The 14,176-nt window shown below is 62.7% G+C and carries 15 protein-coding genes; 6 read left to right on the top strand and 9 right to left on the bottom strand.

What is annotated here, in order from left to right; all coding sequences use genetic code 11:
* Positions 1 to 505: 505 nt before the first annotated feature.
* Entirely contained in the window at positions 506 to 1,429 is a 924-nt protein-coding gene (locus tag AC1D1B_RS08930) for a LysR substrate-binding domain-containing protein (RefSeq protein WP_477331273.1), read from the bottom strand.
* 86 nt (positions 1,430 to 1,515) lie between these two features.
* On the opposite strand from AC1D1B_RS08930, the gene AC1D1B_RS08925 reads away from it, so the two are divergent.
* The gene (locus AC1D1B_RS08925) at positions 1,516 to 2,433 is read left to right on the top strand and encodes a fatty acid desaturase family protein (protein ID WP_477331271.1); all 918 of its coding nucleotides are present in this window, start codon (positions 1,516 to 1,518) and stop codon (positions 2,431 to 2,433) included.
* Between the two features lie 9 nt (positions 2,434 to 2,442).
* Here the strand turns inward: AC1D1B_RS08925 and AC1D1B_RS08920 are convergent, their stop codons facing one another.
* Positions 2,443 to 3,633, bottom strand: coding sequence for an amidohydrolase (locus tag AC1D1B_RS08920; protein WP_477331269.1), 1,191 nt, complete (start codon positions 3,631 to 3,633; stop codon positions 2,443 to 2,445).
* Positions 3,634 to 3,794: 161 nt separating this feature from the next.
* Here AC1D1B_RS08920 and AC1D1B_RS08915 point away from each other — a divergent pair, with 161 nt between their 5' ends.
* On the top strand, positions 3,795 to 4,574 hold the full coding sequence (locus AC1D1B_RS08915; RefSeq protein WP_477331267.1) for an AraC family transcriptional regulator: 780 nt from the start codon (positions 3,795 to 3,797) through the stop codon (positions 4,572 to 4,574).
* Here the strand turns inward: AC1D1B_RS08915 and AC1D1B_RS08910 are convergent.
* The 3 genes from AC1D1B_RS08910 to ygfZ form a co-directional block, all read right to left on the bottom strand.
* Positions 4,543 to 6,681 (bottom strand): putative bifunctional diguanylate cyclase/phosphodiesterase, encoded by a 2,139-nt coding sequence (locus AC1D1B_RS08910; protein WP_477331265.1) that lies wholly within the window; start codon positions 6,679 to 6,681, stop codon positions 4,543 to 4,545. The two genes, AC1D1B_RS08915 and AC1D1B_RS08910, sit on opposite strands and share 32 nt — an antisense overlap.
* A gap of 67 nt (positions 6,682 to 6,748) precedes the next feature.
* Positions 6,749 to 7,387: an HD domain-containing protein gene (locus tag AC1D1B_RS08905; RefSeq protein ID WP_477331263.1), complete on the bottom strand. Its 639-nt coding sequence runs from the start codon at positions 7,385 to 7,387 to the stop codon at positions 6,749 to 6,751.
* Positions 7,387 to 8,247, bottom strand: coding sequence for a CAF17-like 4Fe-4S cluster assembly/insertion protein YgfZ (gene ygfZ, locus AC1D1B_RS08900; protein WP_477331261.1), 861 nt, complete (start codon positions 8,245 to 8,247; stop codon positions 7,387 to 7,389). Before ygfZ ends, AC1D1B_RS08905 begins: the two co-directional genes overlap by 1 nt.
* Before the next feature lie 82 nt (positions 8,248 to 8,329).
* On the opposite strand from ygfZ, the gene AC1D1B_RS08895 reads away from it, so the two are divergent.
* The 3 genes from AC1D1B_RS08895 to AC1D1B_RS08885 all read left to right on the top strand — a co-directional run bounded on the left by AC1D1B_RS08895 (position 8,330) and on the right by AC1D1B_RS08885 (position 10,745).
* Positions 8,330 to 9,661: a dihydroorotase gene (locus AC1D1B_RS08895; protein ID WP_477331259.1), complete on the top strand. Its 1,332-nt coding sequence runs from the start codon at positions 8,330 to 8,332 to the stop codon at positions 9,659 to 9,661.
* A 54-nt stretch (positions 9,662 to 9,715) separates the two neighbouring features.
* Positions 9,716 to 9,943, top strand: coding sequence for a hypothetical protein (locus AC1D1B_RS08890; protein WP_181058983.1), 228 nt, complete (start codon positions 9,716 to 9,718; stop codon positions 9,941 to 9,943).
* A 64-nt stretch (positions 9,944 to 10,007) separates the two neighbouring features.
* Positions 10,008 to 10,745, top strand: coding sequence for a nucleotidyl transferase AbiEii/AbiGii toxin family protein (locus AC1D1B_RS08885; protein ID WP_477331257.1), 738 nt, complete (start codon positions 10,008 to 10,010; stop codon positions 10,743 to 10,745).
* A 7-nt stretch (positions 10,746 to 10,752) separates the two neighbouring features.
* Here AC1D1B_RS08885 and AC1D1B_RS08880 read toward each other — a convergent pair whose 3' ends face one another.
* The 4 genes from AC1D1B_RS08880 to AC1D1B_RS08865 all read right to left on the bottom strand — a co-directional run bounded on the left by AC1D1B_RS08880 (position 10,753) and on the right by AC1D1B_RS08865 (position 13,178).
* Positions 10,753 to 11,556 (bottom strand): hypothetical protein, encoded by an 804-nt coding sequence (locus tag AC1D1B_RS08880; protein ID WP_477331255.1) that lies wholly within the window; start codon positions 11,554 to 11,556, stop codon positions 10,753 to 10,755.
* A gap of 183 nt (positions 11,557 to 11,739) precedes the next feature.
* Complete coding sequence (locus tag AC1D1B_RS08875; protein ID WP_008874920.1) at positions 11,740 to 11,997, bottom strand: hypothetical protein; 258 nt, start codon at positions 11,995 to 11,997, stop codon at positions 11,740 to 11,742.
* A gap of 328 nt (positions 11,998 to 12,325) precedes the next feature.
* Positions 12,326 to 12,703 carry a TIGR02301 family protein gene (locus AC1D1B_RS08870; protein WP_477331253.1) on the bottom strand — a complete coding sequence of 126 codons (378 nt, stop codon included), beginning with the start codon at positions 12,701 to 12,703 and terminating at the stop codon, positions 12,326 to 12,328.
* A 49-nt stretch (positions 12,704 to 12,752) separates the two neighbouring features.
* Complete coding sequence (locus tag AC1D1B_RS08865) at positions 12,753 to 13,178, bottom strand: NUDIX hydrolase (protein WP_477331251.1); 426 nt, start codon at positions 13,176 to 13,178, stop codon at positions 12,753 to 12,755.
* Between the two features lie 124 nt (positions 13,179 to 13,302).
* On the opposite strand from AC1D1B_RS08865, the gene AC1D1B_RS08860 reads away from it, so the two are divergent.
* Positions 13,303 to 14,067 carry an SOS response-associated peptidase gene (locus tag AC1D1B_RS08860; protein ID WP_477331249.1) on the top strand — a complete coding sequence of 255 codons (765 nt, stop codon included), beginning with the start codon at positions 13,303 to 13,305 and terminating at the stop codon, positions 14,065 to 14,067.
* Positions 14,068 to 14,176: the final 109 nt, after the last annotated feature.

Genomic DNA, 14,176 nt, shown 5'->3' with positions numbered 1-14,176 from the left:
CTGCGGCCGTGGTGCTTTCTTTGGAGAATATCATCGCAATGAGGTGGCTTGGAAACGAGATAAGGTGAGGGCACATCTGGTAGAACAAAAGCGCGAGCCGACAATTTCTTGGCATGGCCACGTTTCTCCAAAAATTCTCAAACAACGAACGGTCACAATACCTTTGATATTTAGGTTATCGCAACCCGTTGGCATTGCCGCAACTCATCATGACGAAAGCGAATATGCCGGAGAAGACCATAAATCTTCTCAGTCTGCCTGAAGCCGCAGGTCATGATGCTCGACCGCCTATGATCGTGGCGCTTCTTTAGTTGCAAGGCAATACTTATATAGCAGTTTCTTTCAATGTTTTGGAGTCGTCAAAGGCGAGGGTATCGGGTAGCAAGATTCGGCTGATTCCGGTATTTGTCAATTTCTCCGAATGTGCAAAGAGCCCGGCGACTAACTACGCTGAGCGGTTTTCCGACCTTTGGACGTGGCACGAAAACGAAAGCAGCCTCCGTCATCAGGAATTCAGGGCTCGCACGCCGAGCGTCGGCGAACCCACGGAACGCCGGCATTCCTCGATCAGCCAATCGCGAAATGCCGCCACCACGTCGCGCCTTGCGCTGCGCTCCGGGATCGTCAGGCAATAGGGTTGGCGCAGCGCGATCGATAGGGCATTCGCCCGGACCAGCCGGCCGTCTTCCAGTGCCTTGGCGCAATAGATGCCTTGCGCCAGCGCCACGCCCAGCCCTGAAATTGCCAGGTCGAGCGCTGCCCGCGACGAGTTCGCCGACAGGCCGCGCTGGACTGCCCGGCCGGGCTCGATGCGGGCCGCCTCGAACCAGTTGCGCCATGACGGAAACGACGCGCCAGTCGGCCCCCAGTCGGTGTGGATCAGCGGCATGCGGACCAAGCTTTCGGGTTTGATCGTTGCCGTAAGCCCAGGCGCGCAGACGGGATAGACGGCGTCCCTGACAATGTCCTCGGTCGGGTGTTCACGATAATGCGGTCCGAAGGACAACCTGATGTCGATCAGCTCGCGATCGAACGGCACCGGGTCGTCATCGCCGCGCAGGGAGATATCGACAGCGCCGTGGCTGGCGACAAAGCCGGCGAGACGCTTCGAAAGCCAGCCCATCGCCATCGACGGCGGCACCGATATGACAAGGCGCGGGCGGAAGGCATCGCCGCCGCGCGCGATGCTGCCGATCTCCTGGAAAGCCAAGGTCAGCCTCGGCAGCATCTCGACGCCGGCTTCGGTCAGCACCACGCGGCGGTTGACGCGGTGGAACAGCTTGCGGCCCATCTGCTCTTCGACCGTGCGGATGAGCTGGCTGACGGCGGCCGCCGAAATCGATAGCTCTTCCGCCGCCGCGGCAAAGCTCCCGGAGCGGGCAGCTGCCTCGAAGGCTTGAAGTCCTCTCAGGGATGGAAGTGCAGCCATTGGTGCTCTGATAGATAAGTTCAGCTTATCTATTTTACAGAAATCCTCGTTTTTCGAAAGGTTTCTTGTTGGGGTAGCGTGGCGCCATGACCGTATCAGCCCAGACCGAACCCAGAGACCATCGCGATGTCATCGCGTCGCTGACCAATGAGCAGCGCAGCCGCCTGACCGGCAAATCGGACGGGCCGGGACTGGTCCAACTCGCCTTCCATCTCGGCGAGATCATCATTATCGGCGCGCTGATTGCGGCTGAGGTGCCATACTGGCCAGTGCTGATGCTGCCGCAAGGCATTCTTATCGTCTTCCTGTTCACCCTGCTGCATGAGACGGTGCACAGGACGGCCTTCGAGACGCAATGGCTCAACGATGCCGTGGCAAGGGTCTGCAGCCTGGCGATCGCGCTGCCGGCCGACTGGTTTCGCTACTTCCACTTCGCCCATCACCGCTTCACCCAGGATCCCGAGAACGATCCCGAGCTCGCCTTTCCGAAACCGGAGACGATGCGGCAATATATCGTCCATGTCTCCGGCCTGCCGGTGTGGTGGGGGCATTTGCGGACGCTCTACACCAACGCGACCGGCGGCTGCCGCGACGGCTACGTGCCGCCAAAAGGCCTGCCCAAGGTACGCACCGAAGCCCGCGCCATGATCGCCTTCTACGTCGTGGTCGCGGCGCTCGCACTCTGGTTCAAGGCAAGCGTGCTGCTCTATGTCTGGATCGTGCCGGCGCTGCTCGGCCAGCCCTTCCTCAGGCTCTATCTGCTGGCCGAACATGGCCGCTGCCCGCTCGTCGCCAACATGCTCGAAAACACCCGCACCACGCTGACCAACTGGCTGGTACGCAAGGTTGCCTGGAACATGCCGTACCACGCCGAGCATCACGCCTATCCCGGCGTTCCATTCCACCAGCTGCCGGCGTTCCACCAGTTGATCGAACGGCATCTCAAAGTGGTCGAGCCCGGCTATGTCAGCTTCCACGAAAAATACATCGAGACGCTGCGCTGACGGCGGTGTTCAAACTGCGGTCTCGGCTGCCGTGGCCGGTAGCGTCTGCTCGACGAGGGTGACGAAATAGCGGAGCACGGTGGGAACGATGGCGTCGTTGAAGACATAGTGATCGCCGTGCAGCCCTTCGCCCGGCCCGACCGCGCCGGCGCCGATCCACACGTAGCAGCCGCCGGCTTCGCGGACCATATAGGCAAAATCCTCGCAGCCGAGGCTCGGGTTGAATGCGGTCTCGACCTGCTCGCGGCCTACGACAGCGGTGGCAGCATCGACGGCCTGTTCTGTCGCGACTGACGAGTTGACCAGCGGCGGATAGCCTTTCCGATAGGCGAGCTTGCAGGTCAGGCTGTGCGCCGCAGCGATACCCTCCGCGATCTCCCCGATCAGTCTTTCGCAATGGTCCGACAGAGCGGGCTCGAAGAAGCGGCAGGTTCCCTGCAGCCAGACCTTGCCCGGGACGATGTTGCCGACATTGCCGCCATGGATCTGCGTGATCGAGACGACCAGCGCCGTCTGCGGATCGACCGAGCGGCTGACGATGCGCTGGACGGCCTGGACGAAGGCGCTGGCCGCGAGCACGGGGTCGTCGCCAAGCTGTGGCATGGCGGCATGTGCGCCGGTTCCCTCGAAGCTCAACTCGAAAGTGTCGACGGCCGCCATCATCGCACCGGCACGGGCCGCGATCTTTCCGAGCGGCAGTCCCGGCCAGTTGTGGACGGCGTAAACGGCTTCGACCGGGAAGCGCTCGAAAAGCCGGTCCTCGATCATCCGCATGCTGCCGCCTTCATTCTCTTCCGCAGGCTGGAAGATGAAATAGACGGCGCCGTCGAAGGCTCTGCTATCGGCGAGCAGCTTGGCAGCGCCGAGCAGCATCGCAGTGTGGCCGTCATGGCCGCAGGCATGCATCATGCCATCCTTTTTCGACGCGTAGGGCAATCCCGTCTTTTCCAGCACAGGCAAGGCATCGAGTTCGGCCCGGAGCCCGATCGCGCGCTCCCCCGGCCGTCCCCTGAGGACGCCGACGACACCGGTGCCGCCTATGCCTTCATGGATTTCGTCGAGCCCGAAGGCGCGCAGCTTTTCGGCGACGAAGCGCGCGGTCTCATACTCGCTGAAACCAAGCTCGGGATTGGCGTGGATGTGATGCCGCCATTCCACCACCTGCGGGGTGAGGGCGGCGACGGGGTCGTTGTGCAGCATTGCGTTCTCCTTGCCGGCCGTCGTAAATTCGGCCTTGTCGATGCCAGCACCTAAAGGGTTTTGCGCCGGCAGCGTCTTGAACAGGATTGACCGTGTCGGGAATTCAGCAGCCGCAGGAGACAACGCAGTTCTGGCGTCATCCGCGCTTTCGCGATCTTGGCATGCTCAAGGCGCGCTTCACCCGGCATCGCTACCAGCTGCACACCCACCCGACCTATGTCGTCGCCCTGATCACGCAGGGTTGTGAGCGTGTCCGCATCGGCAACGAGACCGTCGTCGCCCCGACGGGCACGGTCCTCCTCGTCAATCCGGAGATATGGCATGATGGCGAGGCGGGTGCCGAGCAGGGTTGGGGCTACCGCACTTTCTATCCCTCCGCCTCACTCATGGGCGCGATCGCTGCAGAACTCGGGCAGGATCGTGCGCCACTGTTTTCACAAACGATCGTCGATGATGCCGACCTCGTCCAGGCGGTGGCCGCGGCACACCAAAGCTCGACATCAGGCGATGTCACAAGTGCCGAGACATCCATGCTCATCGCCCTGCGCAAGCTCATCCTGCGTCACGGCGACTGGGGCGGCAGGCGGCGCGAAGCGGTCGAAAGCTTCGGATCGAAAAACAGGCTCCGGGTCTATGAACAGCTCATCGAGGACAGGCTGACTTCGGACCTCGATCTGCATCGGCTCGCCGAAGCCGCGGGCGTGACACGCTTTCAGGTCATCCGGGATTTCAAGAAAGTGCTGGGTCTCACCCCCGCTGCCTTCATCCGTGACCGCCGGCTGCGCCGCGCCGATCTCCTGATCCGCCAAGGCTCAAACCTCGCCGACGCAGCCTTTGCGGCCGGCTTCTCCGATCAGAGCCATCTTTCGCGCACCTTCCGCGCCGCGCATGGAATGACCCCGGGCATGTTCAGGCGAGCCGGGACGCTGCCCTCAACTTGAGCAGTCGAGCCATGTCAGCCGCCTTTGACGGCACGCCGATCAGAAAGCCCTGCGCCTCGACGCAGCCAGCCTTGCGCAATACATCTAGCTGCGCTTCGGTCTCGACGCCTTCGGCGGTGACGGTGATGCCAAGTTCGGCACCAAGCCCGATGATCGAGCGCACGATCGCCGCCGTATCTTTGTTATCGATATCATGGATGAACGAACGATCGATCTTGATCTTGTCGACGGGAAAACGCCTGAGATAGCCGAGCGACGAATAGCCGGTGCCGAAATCGTCCAGCGCGATGCGGATGCCGAGTTCGCGCAGCTGCCTCAGCGTCTTCAGCACCGTCTCGCTCTCATCCATCAGCACGGTTTCGGTGATCTCCAGCTCAAGCCGCCAGGCCGGCACGCCGGAAACGGCCAGCGCCGAAATCACGCTGCGGGCAAAGTCGGCGCTTTTGATCTGCACGGCCGAGACGTTGACGGCGATGCGCATTCCAGGTGGCCAGCCCGCGGCCACGTTGCAGGCCTGTTTCAGCGCCCATTCGCCCAGCGGAACGATCAGTCCGCTGTCTTCGGCTGCCGCGATGAAATCGTCGGGCGCCACCAGGCCGCGCGTCGGCGAATTCCACCGCATCAAGGCTTCGGCGCCGACGATTTCGCCGGACGCGATGTCGGTGATCGGCTGGAAATCCAGGACGAATTCCTGCCGCTTCAGCGCGGTCTCGAGATCGGTTTCGAGCGCCCGGCGCGCCCGCACCATGGCATCCATGCCGGGATCGAAAAAACGGTAGACGTTGCGGCCTTCGCTTTTGCCCCTGTAGAGCGCCATGTCGGCGTTCTTCAAAAGCGTGTCGGCGTCCTTGCCGTCATCGGGGTAGAGAGCGATACCTAGGCTGATGCCGACATGCATGTCACGGCCCTTGTCGCGGAACGGCTGGCCGATGACAGCGACGATGCGCTTTGCCAGTTTTTCCGCGTCCGCAGCACCTTTGGGATTGAACTGGAGGATGGCGAACTCGTCCCCGCCGAGGCGGGCGACGACATCGGTGTCGCTGCGCAAACTGTGCCGCAGCCGCTGGGCCACGCACTTCAGCAGCCAGTCGCCGGCCGGGTGCCCCCAGGTGTCGTTGACGGCCTTGAAGCGATCGAGGTCGAGCGAGAATATCGCCAGCGGTGTATCGGCGGTTTCGCCAAGCGCCTGGTCGAGCCGTTCGCGGAACATCGAGCGGTTGGGCAGGTCGGTCAGCGTGTCGTAATGGGCAAGGTGGCTCATGCGCTCTTCGGCGCGCCGGCGCTCGGTGATGTCTTCGAAGGTCGCCACCCAGCCGCCGCCGGCAAGCGGCCGGCGCGCAATCAGCAACGTTCGGCCATCGGCAAGGCTGCGGTTTGTCGAACGCGTTTCGCCGGCCTGCAGGCTGGCCCTGGTCTTGGAGATCTCGCCATCAATATCTATCGACGGATAGATGCGCAGGCGCACCAGCTGCTCGAGCAGGTGGCGATGGCTCATGCCGAGCGGGAAGTCGCTGGGCGTGACGTTGTAGAGGTCGAAGAAGCGCTGGTTGCGCACGATCAGCGTGCCGTCCGTGTCATACATCAACAGGCCTTGCGACATGTTGGCCAGCGCCGCATCGAAGCGGCGGTGCTGCTCTTTCAGTTCCTGCTGGGCCCGCCTTTGCTCCGTAATGTCCTCATAGATCGACACCCAGCCGCCCGAGGCCAGCGGCCGATGGGTGATGGAAACGATACGGCCGTCCGACAGTATTTCCTCGTAGGTCGAGGCTTGCGCTCGCTCGATATAGGGCTTGCGGATGGCATAGAGGTCTTGGGCGCTCTGTGAGGCGACGCCGATGTCGACGCTGTGCTGGAGGATATCCAGGAACGGGATGCCGGGCCGCACGATCTTCGCATCGAGGGAGAAGATCCTCAGATAGTTGCCGTTGCAGATGATCATCCGCTCGTCGGCATCGAACATGCACAGGCCATGCGACATGTTCTCGACAGCCGCCGAGAAGCGCTCGTTCTGGTGGCGCAATTCGTCTGCGATCTGCCTTGGCGGGGCGACGCCTCCGGCTTCCCGTCTGCGGACGGGCGAACCACCCTTGACGTGCGCAACGGACATGAGGCGTACCTGCTGACCGTGATCGAAACCCGGTACTGTGGGTCCCGCTGGTTAATTTAGCGTATGTTCACTCGGCCGAACGCACGGCAACCGCTGCCTGGCGCTGCTTTTCGATCGTCGCATAGCGCTTGAGAAACGCTGCCTGCGCCGAGGTCACCGAGCGCGGGGTGAAATCGAAGCGGTCGGCATTGAAGCCGCGCGGCCGGCCGAAGAACTCGGTTGCCTCCGCGGTCGAAAAGCCGGCGAGCAGCGTCGCCTCGTAGTAAGCAGCGATCTGGTCGGCGCGCTTGATCTCCTTGCGCAGGCCGACGCCGAGTTCGGGCGGTAGCGAAAAGCGTTGGTGGATGGCGCGCTGCAGCCTCAACTCACAGTCCTTGTAGGAGCCGCCCATCACCGATTTGAACGGCGAGATCATGTCGCCGATGACATATTCCGGCGCGTCGTGCAGCAGGGCGGCCAGCCGTGCATTGGCCGAGGCGTCCGGCTGCAATTCGCCAAAAAGCGCCTCGACCAGCAGCGAATGCTGGGCAACCGAAAATGCGTGATCACCGCGGGTCTGACCGTTCCAGCGGGCGACGCGGGCAAGCCCATGAGCGATGTCGGAGATTTCGATGTCGAGCGGCGAGGGGTCGAGCAGGTCGAGCCGTCGTCCCGACAGCATGCGCTGCCAGGCGCGCGGCGGCGCGCCGACACGGTCGGCGGCCATCAGGCGTCCTCCGCGCCGACCGCTTCCCTGGGAAAGCTGAACTTTGCCCAAGAGGGAATAGCGAGCGAAACAGCGACGTCACCCGCCAGGATCGGCTGGCCGGCATCGAGCGCCGCCTTGACCCGGTCGATGCGGGCAATGGCAAGGCCGCTCGTACCTTCGCTCGAGCCGAGCGTGCCGACCGGCCGCCCTGCAACCGTCAGCTCCGTGCCCGGCGCGGGCAAGGCATGGTCGGCCGAAACGATCATCACGCGCCGCCTGGCGGTGCCGCGATGCTGCATGCGCGAGACCACTTCCTGGCCGACATAGCAGCCCTTCTTGAAGCCGACCCCGCCGGTCTCGTCGAGCAGCACGTCATGCGGAAAGGCGTCGCCGAGCTGATAGTCGGAACCGCTCTCGGCAATGCCGTGGGCTATGCGGAGCGCTTGCCACGCGGCGGCGTCGCCGCCCGCCGGCGTGCCGCCATAGCTGCGCGTGACTGACAGCTGGCTGAAGCGTGCATCAGCAACGTCAGTTGAATCAGTTTGTGAGGCGGTTGAATCGGGCCCCCATGCGACCGTCACAAGCGATTGATCCTGCTTGGCAATCTCGACCTTGGCGCGCAGCTTGTAGAGCGTCAGCCGGCGCAGGAAATCATCGGCGACATCAGCGCGGCATTCCAGCCGAAAGCTGTTCTCGCCGCTGCGCGAGATCAGGAAATCGAACAGGATCTTGCCTTGCGGCGACAGCAGCGCGCCGGGCTTTGCCTCTGCGGCGCCCAGCGTATCGAGGTCGGTGGTGAGGATGTTCTGCAAAAAATGCTCGGCATCCGGGCCAGACACGGCAATGAGGGCGCGGTTGTCGAGCGGGGCAAAGGGCATGGGCGGCAAAGAACCTGATCTTGCAAAACAGTCGGTCATTACGTAAGCCGCTGATACTCCCCCCGCAAGAGACCGAACGCCCATGGCCATCACCTTCGACCTCATCCTGACAGGCGGCACGGTGGTCAACCATGACGGCGAGGGCGCCCGCGACGTCGGCATCAGGGACGGCCGCATCGCGGCCATCGGGGATTTTCGCCAGGCCTCGGCCGGCGAAACGATCGACTGCCACGGCCTGCACATTCTGCCGGGCGTCGTCGACAGCCAGGTGCATTTCCGTGAACCGGGGCTGGAGCACAAGGAAGATCTGGAGACGGGTTCGCGCGCCGCTGTGCTGGGCGGCGTCACCGCCGTCTTCGAAATGCCCAACACCAACCCGCTGACCACCAGCGAGGCGGCGCTTGCCGACAAGGTGCGGCGCGGCACCGGCCGCATGCACTGCGACTTCGCCTTCTGGGTCGGTGGCACGCGCGAGAACGCCAATGATGTCGGCGAACTCGAGCGGTTGCCCGGTGCTGCCGGCATAAAAGTGTTCATGGGCTCGTCCACCGGCGACCTGCTGGTTGAGGACGACGAGGGTGTCGCTTCGATCCTGAGAAACACCCGCCGCCGCGCCGCCTTCCACTCGGAGGACGAGTTCCGGCTGCGCGAGCGTCTCGGCCTGCGCGTCGAGGGCGACCCGTCATCGCATCCCGTCTGGCGCGACGAGATCGCTGCCTTGCGCTGCACGGAGCGGCTGGTGCGCATCGCGCGAAGCACCCGCGCCCGCATCCATGTCCTGCACATCTCCACGGCGGAGGAGATCCTGTTCCTCGAGCAGCACAAGGATGTCGCCACCTGCGAGGCGACGCCGCATCATTTGACGCTCGCCGCCGACGATTATGCGCGGCTGGGAACGCTGATCCAGATGAACCCGCCGGTGCGGGCGGCGCGCCATCGCGACGGCGTCTGGCACGGCATTGCGCAAGGCATTGTCGATGTGCTGGGCTCCGATCACGCGCCGCACACGCTGGCCGAGAAGGCAAAGCCCTATCCGGCATCGCCGTCGGGGATGACCGGGGTGCAGACGCTGGTGCCGATCATGCTCGACCACGTCAATGCCGGCCGGCTGACCTTGCAGCGCTTCGTCGACCTGTCCAGCCACGGCCCGCAGCGCATCTTCGGCATGGCCAGAAAAGGCCGCATCGCCGCCGGCTACGACGCCGATTTCACCATTGTCGACATGAAGCGTCGCGAGACCATCACCAATGCACAGGCCGGCTCCAAAGCCGGCTGGACGCCCTATGACGGCAAGGAAGTCACCGGCTGGCCGGTCGGCACCATCGTGCGCGGCCGCCGTATCATGTGGGACGGCGAGGTCGTCACGCCCGGGCAGGGCAGGCCGGTGGAGTTTTCCGAGGCGCTGTCGGCTTAGCGGTTTCTTACTGCGTTGGATTTTTTAAGCACTATCCACTACGTTAAGGGCGCTATGAACGCAGATATCACGCCCATGATTGTCCCCGCGGAGTTTCCGGAGCTTCAGGCGATAGCCTGGAACCGCGACGTGGCACGTCCGATTCCAGCCGAAGAGGCATTTGCGCTGTACGAGCGCAATTGGCGGTTTGTCGATCAAAAGCGCCTTACCATGCGTGAAAAACTGCTTATCCAAAGTCTGGCAGACAAATTCGGTCATGGCGTGCTTTTGACCGCTGGCTGAACTCGGTTCTTCTCCTGATCTTTCCCTCGCAGCCAGAATATCAACAGGACATAGCGCGAGCGTTATGAAGGAATTCAAGAGGCCCGAGCACCAGATCATTGCCGAAGTGCTCGGATTGATGGACCGGCGTTTCCTGACAGTAAACCAATGTTGGTTCGGCGGGGGGACGGCTATTGTCATGAAATTCGGGGAATACCGCCGCTCACTGGATGTGGACTTCCTGTGTGCCGACAGCGATGGCTATCGGGAATTGCGGACCGCGGCAGCCGAACGCGGCGTCAGAGTATTCTTTCCTGAGCCGGTTGAAGCCGTTCGAGACTTCCAGATCGATCAATATGGCTTGCGGACGATTGTGCGATTGAAAGGCCAAACGATCAAGTTCGAAGTCATCCGCGAAGGTCGCATCAAACTGCAAGGCCGGTTCGACGACGATCTGAATGTATCCGCCCTGGTTCCGACGGATATGTTTGCCGAGAAGTTGTTGGCCAATGCCGATCGGTGCCAGGATCGCGCGATCGCATATCGCGATGCCATCGATCTTGGAGTGCTGGTTAGTGTCTATAAGGAAATCCCGAGCGATGCTCTTCGCAAGGCACAGGCGGCCTATGGCCTGGATATAGAGCGCAAGGTGGCTTGGGTGGTAAACCGGCTGCGGGACAAGGACGAACTACGCCATGCGGCCGAGGTCTTGCAAATGGATCCTGAAGCGGCAGTCGAAGCGATTTCAGCTCTTCGAAACGAACGCATCCGCATCTGGCCAGAGGCGGGTATTGGGGGGGAGCCCTCCAACACTGGCCAATAGGAAAAACTCAATCCCCGGCGACGAAGAACGTCCACTGCCCGGCGGGCGTGATGCCGACGCGGTAGAAGATGTAGGCGCCGAACTGCTTCATGTCGTCATAGTCGCCGGCGGTGACGATCTTGAACAGTTCGACCCGCTGTTTGGCATTGAGCTTGTCTAACGGCAGGGCGAAGAAATACGGCCAGACATAGAGCTCCTGCGGCGTGCCGACGTCGACATGGACGTAGCCGGCATTGAGCACCTCTTCCATGATGGCGAGGATTTCCTGGCCTTCAGAGTCGCCCGAAAGTCCTTTCAGGAAGGCGATCGGGTCGCCCTCGATCTCGCCGAGCGACAATTGGGTCATCGTGTCGCCACTGCCGATCAATGGCCTCAGCTTCTCGATGTCACCGCTGACGCAGGCTTCGACCATCAGGTCGTGCATGCGCCTGACCGGCTCCGGCAATTTGGAAAGGTCGTAAACGACTTCAGGCACCGGCGCATCGGGATCGACACGCGGGTTGGCCACGCCACCATCGTCGGTCGGCCCTTCCGGCTCGCTTTGTTCGGGCTCTGTGGGCGATTTCGGCTGGCTGGCCGCCGGCGGCGTCGTGCCGGGTAGATCGGGCATAGGCACGGTATTTTCGGATGGAGCCGTCTCGCCGTTGGCGGGCGGCGCAGCTGGCGCCGGAAGCTCCTCGCGCTTGATCTCGCTGAGTGCATAGGCGGGGCTGCTGGTCAGAACAACCGCCAGCGGAACCGCGGCACACGAAGCGGCAAGCCAGATGCTGAGGACCATGCCGCGAGGCCGGCCTGACATCGAAAAATTCACCGCTTGCCTCTCCTTGGGCCCGGACCTTTTCAGGTGCCAGGCATGATGCCCAACCGGCGCGCCCTCGTCAAAGAACAAAGGTCCCAAGCGCCGCTATGCGTCCAAGGGACGCGCGCCGCTCTAGCTCCTTGCCTTGACGCAATTCCGGACGGAAAACCGTTTCACACTTTTCCTGGAATTGCTCTAGTGCCGCAGCCGCTCCGGCTCGAAAGCGCCGGCGATCACCTTTTCACGCATGCGGTCGAGCAGGGCAAGGGCCGAGGTTTCACCATTGGCGCGCAGCATCTCGCCGAACGCTGTTTCAAGTGCCGCCTCGGCGATGATTTCCGGCTCAATGCCGGCCGACAGGCCTTCCGCCCAGGCCTCGCTATGGCTTTCCACCGCGGTCAGGCGCTTTTCTTCCCTGACCAGCGCGTCGATGTCGTTGACGCCATGTTCCATTGCGATGTCCACCCTTTTCAAGCGGCGATCCGACGTGTCGGATCCGGCTTGGGCTGTCCCTATCTCCACGCAGGCTAAGTAAGTATTTGTAAATACGACATTTTTTTGATCGTGTTTTACAAACTTCATCGCCAGCGTTCGGTCCGGTTCAAACTTAGCCGATTAGACCGGCGAGCGGGATGAAAACCTTCAGTTTGAGTTAATTCCACATCCGCGCGCTAACGTTTCGTTAATACTGTTGCCAAAGTGCAACACCAAGATTGCATCAAGGCGCCGCGGATACAAGGCCGATGCTCGAAAAGGCGTTGGCTGTGACGTCAGGCCCCCGTCAGTTGCCGTAGCGCGAGGCGATGTCGCGCGACAGCGTCTCGCCTTCCTTCATGTAGCGGCTGATCGCTTCGGTCGCCGATGCCGTGCATTGCGTATAGGTGCCGCCGAAGGAGCGGTAGCCGCGATTGAAGCTGGCGATGAAGCGGGCGCGCCGCTCGGGATCGGGATTTTCCGATTCGATCAGCTTTTCCATCTCGGTGCGCCACTGGTCGCCTTTTTCGCCGCACAGATTGCGCAGAAAATGCAGCGATCCCAGCACCTCGGCCAGCCGCATCAGCCCAGGCTCGAACGGCGACTCGGCGGCCAGCGCCGGCTGCACGGCGATAGTCGTGCTGGCGGCGAGGCATGCGGCGAGGAAGAGCGCGGCGCGGGTCATAAGTCTATCTGGCGAAACAATTTGTCGCCTGCAAGGCGATTCTCTGGGTTCAGACACCGGCACCGCTTGGGCCCAGAAGCTCCTCGGTGACCTCAAACACGTCGCCCGCGAGCGGCATGTCGGTCATTTCGTTCAGCGTATAGAAGGCGGCGGTCTCGGCGTCGTCACTGGCCGTTGCCTCGCCGCCGGCATAGACAGCGCCGAAGACCGTCAAGAGATAGTCGACCGGATGATTCTCGCTACTGCCGTCGATGTGGATATCCCGAAGCGGACGATAGTCTTCCGCCCGCAGCCCGGTCTCCTCCAGCAATTCGCGCGCCGCCGCCTCCTGCAGCGTCTCGCCGGGCTCTACCTTGCCGCCGGGAAAGGCGTAGACCCCTTGCGAGGGCGGCCGCGCTCGCTTGACCAGCAGCACCGTTGTGCCGCGCACGACGGCGACGGAGACGGCGGGAAGTGTCTTGCGCTGCTCGTTCATCGATCTCGATTCGCCTCGCCGAGGCCAGACCTTGTGGACCGGCCGGCGGCAAGCAGCTTTAGCGGTTGCGCAACGACGGTTCCATCGCCACTTTCGCGATCGGATCATTTCATCGAGCTTGCCCATGTGCGGACGCTTTGCCCTGACGGCCACTCCGGACCAGACCGCTGCCTTGCTCGGCCTGGCGGAACTGGAGGATTTTCCGGCCCGCTACAACATCGCGCCGACGCAGCCGGTGCTGATGGCGCTGTCCGGACCGCCGCGCATGCCGGGCTCGAATTTTCCGGATCGCCAGGCGATGCTGGTGCGCTGGGGTCTAATCCCGGCCTGGGTCAAGGACACCAGGGAATTTCCGCTGCTGTTCAATGCGCGCTCGGAAGGAGCGGCGGAGAAGGCCTCGTTCAAAGCCGCGATGCGCCATCGCCGCGCATTGGTGCCGGCCTCCGGCTTCTATGAGTGGCAGCAATCCGGTAGCGGCAAGAAGGGCCAGCCCTACTGGATACGGCCAAGGCATGGCGGGCTCGTCGCCTTTGCCGGGCTGATCGAAACCTATGCCGAGCCGGGTGGTTCGGAGATGGATACCGGCGCCATCCTCACGGTCAACGCCAATGCCGGCATCGCCCATATCCATGACCGCATGCCGGTGGTGATCGCGCCTAAGGATTTTGCCCGCTGGCTGGACTGCCGCACACTCGAGCCGCGCGACGTGGCCGACCTGCTTCGACCCGCACAGCCCGATTTCTTCGAGGCTGTGCCGGTCTCCGACCTCGTCAACAAGGTCGCCAACACCGGGCCGGAGATACAGGACATGGGCATCGTCGGGCCTGAGCCCGAGAAGGTCAGGCGCCAGAAGCCCGGCGCGGACGACAGTCAAATGACGCTGTTTTAGAGCACGATCCCAAGAAGCCAGTCTTCGGGACGAACCTGCTCAAAATAGGAAGAGCTGTTGTTTTCAGGCGCTCTCAAGCGCCTCAGCCTTCCCATGCCGGCACGCGCCT

This window comes from Mesorhizobium sp. P2_C5_2 (assembly GCF_056404535.1).
The sequence above is the reverse complement of the archived record's forward strand: the minus strand, read 5'-3'. Positions and strand labels throughout refer to the sequence as shown.